This window comes from Testudinibacter sp. 'clade 2', from assembly GCF_006227735.1.
Classification (GTDB): domain Bacteria; phylum Pseudomonadota; class Gammaproteobacteria; order Enterobacterales; family Pasteurellaceae; genus Chelonobacter.
In genome coordinates, this window is record NZ_VDHB01000145.1 from 1 (window position 1) to 9,033 (window position 9,033).

Below are 9,033 nucleotides of genomic sequence, written 5' to 3' on the forward strand. Positions count from 1 at the left end.
ATAAAAGAGTATGACCCACTTCAAATTTATTTAACAAAACAGTTGTGTTATAGCGGAAATTTTTATAGATTGGATGTCCATTAGTCGGGGTGCTGATTTTGTGGTGACCACAAAACGGCTGAGATTAAACCCGTGAACCTGATCCAGTTAATGCTGACGTAGGAAACTAAATATGCCAACACACCATACCGCACTTTTCTCTGATTTAGCCGATTTTCAACCTGTTGCAACGCATTAGTTAACCATTCGCTGAACCGATGGTGGCGTAAAATGAATGCCGTTGAAATTCGCGCCTTAACCCTGGCGTTTGAGCAGCAAGCGCTGTTCACCGATTTCAATTTTGATTTGCCGCAACAACAATGGACGGTGTTGTTGGGGCGTTCCGGCGTCGGCAAATCGACGCTGCTGCGGGCGATTGCCGGTTTAGAAAATACCGCTATTCAGCAAGGCAAGATTCATTTCCCCCGCCCACTCAAACTGGCTTGGCTGGCACAACAAGATTCGCTGTATCCGTGGTTGTCGCTACTGGATAATGTCCAGTTGGAACAACATCTCAAAGGCAAAAAAAACCGTCAATCCCGGCAACAGGCAGAGCACTTATTAGCGGCGGTGCAAATGGAAAACCATCTGCACAAAGGTTGCCAGCAACTTTCCGGCGGACAGCGGCAACGGGTGGCACTGGCGCGCACGCTGATGCAAAACGCCGATCTGATTTTGATGGACGAACCGTTTTCCGCCCTTGATGCGGTCACCCGTTTGCAACTGCAAGATCTGGCGTGTGACTTATTGCAACACAAAACCGTGCTATTGATCACCCACGATCCGCAAGAAGCGATTCGCGTAGGTGATCGGATTTATGTATTGCACGATCCCTGCCGACCTTTAAATCCTGCGCATCTTCCTGAGGGTAAAAAACCACGCGACTTGACTGAAAACCCGCAATCGGCATTGCAACAAATGCTGTTTCACCAGCTCTTGCAAGGAGCGCCGCATGAATTGGTTTAAACGGCTCGCTAAGATCATGATGCTGACCGCACTTTTACTGCTGTTATGGCAAAGTGCGGTCAGCTTGTTGGCGCTGCCGCACTATATGCTGCCGTCGCCAGAGTCGGTGTGGCAACAACTGTTAAAACAGCATGCGCTGTTATGGCAGCACGCCCAAATCACATTACTCGAAATCGTACTCGGGCTGACGCTGGGTTTTCTGCTCGGTTTGGGTTCGGCACTGTTATTGGCATTTTCTGCACCGGTTTCCGCTTTTTTAATGCCGTTACTTGTGATTTCACAGGCGATTCCGGTTTTTGCGATTGCGCCGCTGTTGGTGCTGTGGTTCGGCTATGGCATGGCGTCCAAAATCGTGATGACGGTGCTGATTATCTATTTTCCGGTCACCACCGCCTGTTACGACGGCTTACGCAACACTCCGCACGCTTGGCTGGATTTGGCACGTTCAATGCAGCTTACACCTGCCACATTGCTGTTTAAAGTGCGGTTGCCTGCGGCATTGCCGTCATTGGCATCCGGTTTGCGCATTGCCGCCTCGGTTGCGCCGATCGGTGCGGTGGTCGGGGAATGGGTCGGCTCATCACAAGGCTTAGGCTATTTGATGCTGCAAGCCAATGCACGCATGCAGGTTGATCTGATGTTTTCGGCGCTGTTTGTCTTACTGATCATCGCCCTATCGCTCTATTTCTTACTGGATCATACCTTGCGCCGCTTGATTCCGTGGGCTGCCCATCTTCGTTAACCCATTAACCCAAAAGGAAAAAAGATGTCTACCGTTCAACAACTGATACAACATGCCGAGCCGCACTGGCGGGCCTATATCGAACATGATTTTGTGCGGCGCCTTGCCGACGGTACGCTGAATAAACGCTGTTTTCAGCACTATTTAAAACAGGATTATCTCTATCTGTTTCACTATAACCGTGCTTTGGCATTGGCGCTGTTCAAAGCCGAAAATTTTGCCCAAATGGAACAGGCACACCATGCCATTCAAACCATTTTGCAAGAGAGCAAACTGCACGTTAAGTTCTGCCGACACTGGGGAATAGCCGAAACAGAACTGCTGCAAACACCCGAATCTGCCGCCTGTGTCGCCTACACCCGTTATGTGTTGGACTGCGGCATCAACGGCAGTCTGGCGGATCTCTACGCTGCGATTGCGCCTTGCGCCCTTGGTTATGCCCAGATCGCCCGCCATATTGTCGAACGCCAGCTCAGCCCACCCGGCAATCCGTATCAAGATTGGATCGACACCTACGCCAGTGACGATTTTCAACTTGCCGCTGCCGAACTAACCGATTTTTTAAATCAACTTTGCCACGAACTGACAGCGAAACAACGGGCAAAAGTGCAGACCATCTTCAACACCGCCACCCGTATGGAAGTTGCCTTTTGGCAAATGGGATTGGATTTAAGCTAGCGTCTATAGCTCAAATTATAAACAAAGATCAACAGACCTTAATCATTTACAGGAGATAAACATGAAAAACAGAAAACTGCTCGCCCTCTTGACCGCTCTTTTGCTGATCCATCTGCCGTTACAAGCCAAACAAAAAGTGACACTACTGCTAGACTGGTTTGTCAATCCGGATCACGCCGCCTTGATCGTGGCACAACAAAAAGGCTTTTTCGCCGCCCACGATTTAGCGGTGGAGATCGTTGAACCGGCGGATCCGTCAATGCCGCCCAAACTGGTTGCCGCGGGCAAAGCCGATATTGCGGTGGATTATCAGCCGCAACTGCAAATGCAAGTGGCGGAGGGGCTGCCGTTAGTACGTATCGGCACGCTGGTGTCCACCCCGTTAAACAGCGTGGTGGTGCTGCAAAACAGCGGTATTGAAAGTCTGGCGGATCTAAAAGGCAAAAAAATCGGCTATTCGGTCAGTGGTTTTGAAACCAGCCTGCTGCAAGCAATGTTGGCAAAATATGACTTGAGCGAAAAAGATGTGGAAATGGTGAACGTCAACTGGTCGCTGTCACCGTCATTAATCAGCGGACAAGTGGACGCCGTGATCGGCGCTTTCCGTAATTTTGAATTGAATCAAATGGCACTTGAACAGCAGCCGGGACGCGCATTTTACCCGGAAGAACACGGCGTACCGGCTTATGACGAACTGATTTTAGTTGCCAATAAAAACAACCTGACCGACAAAAAATTACATGCCTTTCTAACCGCACTTGAGCAAGCGACGATCTATTTGATCAACCACCCCGATCAAGCCTGGCAGGATTTCGTCAGTTATAAACCGAATGAGCTAGACAACGAACTGAACCGCCTTGCCTGGCGTGACACCCTACCACGTTTAACCTTGCGCCCACGCGCCCTTGATGAAAACCGCTATCAACACATGGCGGAATTTATGCAGCAGCAGGGCTTGATCAAAACAGTGCCGCCGCTCACCGATTACACCATACAACTGAAGGATTGATTATGTTAAAAACCGATTATCTCAGCCAGCTACGCCAACGTAACCCGTTGATCCACAATATCACCAACATCGTGGTCGCCAATTATGTCGCCAACGGTTTGCTGGCGCTCGGCGCCTCGCCGATTATGTCAAGTGCGGTCGAGGAGATGGACGAACTGCCGGCGATTTGCCAGGCGTTGGTGATAAATATCGGCACGCTGACCGCCGAACAAGTGAAAGCCATGTTGATTGCCGGCAAAGCGGCGAACCGTCATGGCATTCCGGTGGTGTTGGATCCGGTCGGCGTCGGCGCAACCCGCTTCCGCCAACAAACGGTGGCACAACTGCTGCAAGAAATCCAATTCAGTGCAATTCGCGGCAATGCCGGCGAAATGGCGTACCTTGCCAACGTCAATTGGCAAACCAAGGGCGTTGATGTCGGACAAGGGGATGCTGATTTAGACCATGTCGCTAAAAAAATTGCACAGCAACATCGCTGCACCGCCGTGATCAGCGGTGCGGTTGACGTAATTAGTGATGGCAAACAACTGGCGCATATTCAAAATGGGACGCCGTTATTCCCGCACATTACCGGCTCAGGCTGTCTATTAAGTGCGGTTTGTGGTGCATTTTTAGCAGTGGCGCAACAGCATGATTTTCCGGCATTGGTTGAAGCGGCAACGGCGTATACTATTGCCGGCGAACTGGCGGCAAAAAATCTGCAACCGCAGCAATACGGACAATTTTATACCGCACTTTTGGATAAATTAGCAACATTGGATAGCACGCAAGTGCAGCAACTGGCGAGGATTGATGATGACTAAAATTGCACAAGCCTTAACCATTGCCGGATCGGACAGCGGCGGTGGCGCAGGAATTCAGGCGGATCTAAAAACCTTTCAGATGCGTGGCGTATTCGGCACCAGCGCCATCACGGCGGTCACCGCACAAAATACCCTCGGCGTCTTCGACATCCACCCGATACCACCGGAGACTATCCAGGCACAACTGAAAGCCGTCGCCGAAGATTTTGATATCTGTGCTTTTAAATTGGGCATGCTAGGTTCGGCAGAAATCATTGAGTGTGTTGCCGCTGCCTTGCAACGTTACAAATTCGGACAAATGGTGTTGGATCCGGTGATGGTCGCCAAAGGTGGCGCACCGCTGCTGCAACAAAGTGCGGTTGCTGCCCTGAAACAACATTTGCTGCCGCTTGCCGACATTATCACGCCCAATTTGCCGGAAGCCGAAGCCTTGACCGGTATTAAGATTATCGATGGCCGCAGTGCCGAGCAAGCCGCCCGCACGTTGCAACAACTTGGTGCTAAAACCGTGGTGATCAAAGGCGGACACAGTAACAACTCACAAAGTGCGGTTTGCCAAGACTGGGTGTTCACACCGGAGCAGCATTTCACGCTGGTCAGTCCGCGCTATCCGACCCAACACACCCACGGCACCGGCTGCACCTTTTCCGCCTGCATCACCGCCGAGCTTGCCAAAGGGCAAAATACGGTGATCGCAATTCGTTTGGCAAAACAGTTTATCACCGCCGCCATCAGCCAACCGTTAAATATCGGCCATGGACATGGCCCCACCAACCACTGGGCATTTTCCTCTCTGCCCCGCTCCGGAGTTTATTAAATGCAGGATATTAGAAAAATGCTCACGGTTTATTTTATTGCCGGCACCCAAGATTGCCAACATCTCGAACTGCCGCCTGAGCCAGCGTTGTTGTCGCTGTTGCAAACAGCCTTAAAGTGCGGTATCAGCTGTTTTCAATTTCGGGAAAAAGGCAAAAATGCCTTACAAGATCCGCAAAAAATTGTTCAATTAGCGCAAAAATGCCGCGATCTTTGCTGTCAGTATCATGTGCCGTTTTTTATCAACGATAATGTGGATCTGGCTTTAGCCGTGCAAGCAGATGGTGTGCATGTCGGGCAGGATGATCGTCCGATTGCACAGGTGATCGAACAATGCCAAGGCAAATTATTACTGGGTTTATCGGTGAATACCCTGCCGCAAGCGATAGCGAATGCCGCATTGCAGGCAGTGGGTTATTTCGGCGTCGGACCTATTTTCCCGACCCAATCGAAAGCCGATGCCAAGGCAGCCGTCGGGTTGAAATTATTACAACAGATTCGCCAACAAGGTATTGCAAAACCGTTGGTCGCCATTGGCGGTATCACCCCCGCAACCGCACTTTCCATCCGTCAAGCCGGGGCGGACGGTGTGGCGGTGATTTCCGCCATCAGCCGAAGCCCAAATATCGCCAACAGCATACAACAATTAAAAGGACAATAACCATGGCATCATTCAGCAAACAATTCGGACCGGGAATTATTATGGCCTCGTCCTGCGTCGGTGGCTCACACATCATCGCCTCAACACAGGCTGGCGCCTATTACGGCTATCAATTGGCGCTGTTGATCGTCGCCGTCAATCTACTGAAATACCCTTTTTTTCGTTTTGCATTTGATTACAGTGCGCTGAAAAATAAAAGCGTATTGCAGGGTTACGCCGACAAAGGTAACGGTTATCTCTGGCTTTTCCTATTGTTCAATCTGTTCGCTACTATGGTCAATGTGGCGGGCGGCACATTGTTGTCAGCTGTGTTGCTGAATATGTTGATTCCGATTGAAATTTCACTTAATTGGTTGAATATTATTGTGTTATTCAGCTTTCTCGCTATTTTATTTTCACGCCAATATCCGCGCTTAGACAGCGTATCAAAAAGCATCATGTTTCTGCTGTCGCTGATCACCTTGATTGCGTTATTAATCGCTTTCACTCGCAGCAGTGGCAACAGCATCCCCGCTGATTTCATCGCGCCTTCTGCTTGGCAACTGAGTGCCATTCCGTTTTTAATCGCCCTCATGGGTTGGATGCCTGCCCCGATGGAACTTAGCGTCGCCAGCTCACTCTGGGTGATGGAAAAAAACCGTCTCGCCCCAAACTATCGCCAAAAACGCCTGCTAGATTTCAACAGCGGTTACCTCGTCACGATGATATTAGCCTTGATGTTTATGACGCTCGGCGCCTTGGTGCAATACGGCAAACCAATTCCCCCCCTCGCCGGCGGACAATTTATCCGACAATTCGTAGAGATGTACGCCCTCAGCATCGGTGAATGGACCCGCTGGTTTATGGCACTGGTGGCATTTATCTGCATCTACGGCACCACCATCGTCGCCGTCGACGGCTATTCCCGCTGCAACCAACAAACTGTTATTTTACTCCGACAATCGATAAAATCCGCAAAGGAAAACCGCACTTTTAACCCGACTTACCACGACAAAACCCTGCGTTACTCGATGTTTTTCACCACCTTATCCGCCTTTATCGTGATCCAGTTCTTCAGCAGCGCCATCGGCAAAATGATCCCCTTCGCCATGACCGCCTCCTTCGTCTCCGCCCCGGTGTTTGCCTGGCTCAACTTCAGCCTCGCACGCCAAGATAAACAGCAAAAAGGATGGCTGACTTATCTGGCTTGGACCGGAATAGTTTATTTAGTAGCAATGGTTGGGGTTTATTTTATTTATAAATAAATCACCTTTGCCGTCATAGCGTTGTAAATTGAGAAAAACACCTCCACATGCGTGGAGAAAATTATAGATGATCCGGTTAAGCCTGATGATGCTTAGAAACACCTCCACGTGCGTGGAGAAAATGTTGCCGGATTCCCGTTGTGAAACTGCCCGTCAGAAACACCTCCACATGCGTGGAGAAAATAACATCAGCGTGCGTTGTTGGTTGTAGGTGCAGGAAACACCTCCACGTGCGTGGAGAAAATTATGACACAGTAATCTATAGATTTGATGCTGAGGAAACACCTCCACGTGCGTGGAGAAAATTGAGTCGACAGTGTTTTAGCTGTCAAAACCGGAGAAACACCTCCACGTGTGTGGAGAAAATTCAACGTTGATCCCAATATCGACCCGGCTCGGAGAAACACCTCCACGTGTGTGGAGAAAATCAGCTCCGGCTTTGGCAACTCTAAAACGGTGCGGAAACACCTCCACGTGTGTGGAGAAAATCAATTCGCGACGGTGGTGTGCGTTGCAAAGTGAGAAACACCTCCACGTGTGTGGAGAAAATGCATTTTGCTGCCCGCCCGTCATATCCGCTGCAGAAACACCTCCACGTGTGTGGAGAAAATTCCTGCCAGACCGTCTCTAAAAGCTTGTCCTCGGAAACACCTCCACGTGCGTGGAGAAAATAACATCAGCGTGCGTTGTTGGTTGTAGGTGCAGGAAACACCTCCACGTGCGTGGAGAAAATTATACAAGGTAGTGTTTATTTAGGTAGTGATGGGAAACACCTCCACGTGCGTGGAGAAAATAATTGTGAACGCCAATGTGTACATGGACGGCAAGAAACACCTCCACGTGTGTGGAGAAAATCCGCATATGATCCGAATGAGTACACCGCAAATAGAAACACCTCCACGTGTGTGGAGAAAATAACTGGGCGAGATGAAAGGCGAAATCAAAGATAGAAACACCTCCACGGGCGTGGAGAAAATCTTCAGGCGGTTCATCAAATGCATCACGGTGCAGAAACACCTCCACGGGCGTGGAGAAAATTCGACTACACTTAGCTTTTCAAAGAGTTGTTCAGAAACACCTCCACGGGCGTGGAGAAAATGCACCGGTAATAATCAACGCCAAAATGCCGATAGAAACACCTCCACGGGCGTGGAGAAAATGATGACAAACAGAAACTTGAGGCGATTGGCTTGGAAACACCTCCACGGGCGTGGAGAAAATTTTAATAACATGCTCGGCACGGTGAGTGAAAAAGAAACACCTCCACGGGCGTGGAGAAAATTCGCCCCACAATTCAAGAGCGTCATCAACAAAAGAAACACCTCCACGGGCGTGGAGAAAATAACATATGCACCTCGACTGGCTGGCACGACAAAGAAACACCTCCACGGGCGTGGAGAAAATCGTCTGTGTAATAGCCGTGCAGGCGCTGCAACAGAAACACCTCCACGGGCGTGGAGAAAATTCACCTTAAACTAGCGCCAAAGCCTTATGGAAAGAAACACCTCCACGGGCGTGGAGAAAATGTTCGCTTGTTTTTACCACTACAATCACCCACAGAAACACCTCCACGGGCGTGGAGAAAATGACAGCTTGCAGCTTGAACAGCGTTTCGGTGCAGAAACACCTCCACGGGCGTGGAGAAAATCATCACCGCCGCCAATTTTTGTTTGATGTCTAGGAAACACCTCCACGGGCGTGGAGAAAATTGCAAGAAATCAACACCAAGGCGCAAGAGTTTGGAAACACCTCCACAGGTGTGGAGAAAATCAGGGGCAGAACCGACCAGTTGCGCTATCAAAGGAAACACCTCCACAGGTGTGGAGAAAATGGAAGATTCGCAGGAAACGGCAGTGCTGCCGCAGAAACACCTCCACAGGTGTGGAGAAAATGTGCTAAGCGTTTTTGCGGTCAAAAGGGGATTGGAAACACCTCCACAGGTGTGGAGAAAATCGCATAAGAGCAGACGATCCGATTTTTGCGGTAGAAACACCTCCACAGGTGTGGAGAAAATTTTTTATTTTTTTAAAAGTGCTTGTTTTTGGCAGAAACACCTCCACAGGTGTGGAGAAAAT

General features: G+C 49.8%; 8 protein-coding genes, 1 CRISPR repeat array and 1 riboswitch. All 8 genes read left to right on the top strand.

Features of this window, described 5'->3' with window-relative positions; genetic code table 11:
- Positions 1 to 75: 75 nt before the first annotated feature.
- Positions 76 to 182, top strand: a riboswitch (TPP riboswitch).
- Positions 183 to 270: 88 nt separating this feature from the next.
- The 8 genes from FHQ30_RS10735 (at position 271) to FHQ30_RS10770 (ending at position 6,958) form a co-directional block, all read left to right on the top strand.
- The gene (locus tag FHQ30_RS10735; protein WP_139611236.1) at positions 271 to 1,005 is read left to right on the top strand and encodes an ABC transporter ATP-binding protein; all 735 of its coding nucleotides are present in this window, start codon (positions 271 to 273) and stop codon (positions 1,003 to 1,005) included.
- A complete protein-coding gene (locus FHQ30_RS10740) occupies positions 992 to 1,747 on the top strand; it encodes an ABC transporter permease (protein WP_139611235.1) in 756 nt (251 codons plus the stop codon). The genes FHQ30_RS10735 and FHQ30_RS10740 overlap by 14 nt, the downstream gene beginning before the upstream one ends.
- Before the next feature lie 24 nt (positions 1,748 to 1,771).
- Positions 1,772 to 2,425 (top strand): thiaminase II, encoded by a 654-nt coding sequence (gene tenA / locus FHQ30_RS10745; RefSeq protein ID WP_139611234.1) that lies wholly within the window; start codon positions 1,772 to 1,774, stop codon positions 2,423 to 2,425.
- Positions 2,426 to 2,486: 61 nt separating this feature from the next.
- Entirely contained in the window at positions 2,487 to 3,434 is a 948-nt protein-coding gene (locus FHQ30_RS10750; RefSeq protein WP_139611233.1) for an ABC transporter substrate-binding protein, read from the top strand.
- A gap of 2 nt (positions 3,435 to 3,436) precedes the next feature.
- Positions 3,437 to 4,237, top strand: a complete 801-nt coding sequence (thiM, locus tag FHQ30_RS10755; protein ID WP_139611232.1) for a hydroxyethylthiazole kinase — start codon at positions 3,437 to 3,439, stop codon at positions 4,235 to 4,237.
- Positions 4,230 to 5,054: a bifunctional hydroxymethylpyrimidine kinase/phosphomethylpyrimidine kinase gene (gene thiD, locus FHQ30_RS10760; RefSeq protein ID WP_139611231.1), complete on the top strand. Its 825-nt coding sequence runs from the start codon at positions 4,230 to 4,232 to the stop codon at positions 5,052 to 5,054. The genes thiM and thiD overlap by 8 nt, the downstream gene beginning before the upstream one ends.
- Positions 5,055 to 5,714: a thiamine phosphate synthase gene (gene thiE / locus FHQ30_RS10765; RefSeq protein ID WP_139611230.1), complete on the top strand. Its 660-nt coding sequence runs from the start codon at positions 5,055 to 5,057 to the stop codon at positions 5,712 to 5,714.
- Between the two features lie 2 nt (positions 5,715 to 5,716).
- Positions 5,717 to 6,958 (top strand): NRAMP family divalent metal transporter, encoded by a 1,242-nt coding sequence (locus FHQ30_RS10770; protein ID WP_139611229.1) that lies wholly within the window; start codon positions 5,717 to 5,719, stop codon positions 6,956 to 6,958.
- 33 nt (positions 6,959 to 6,991) lie between these two features.
- Positions 6,992 to 9,033: direct repeats of the CRISPR family, unit length 29 nt; unit sequence AGAAACACCTCCACGGGCGTGGAGAAAAT.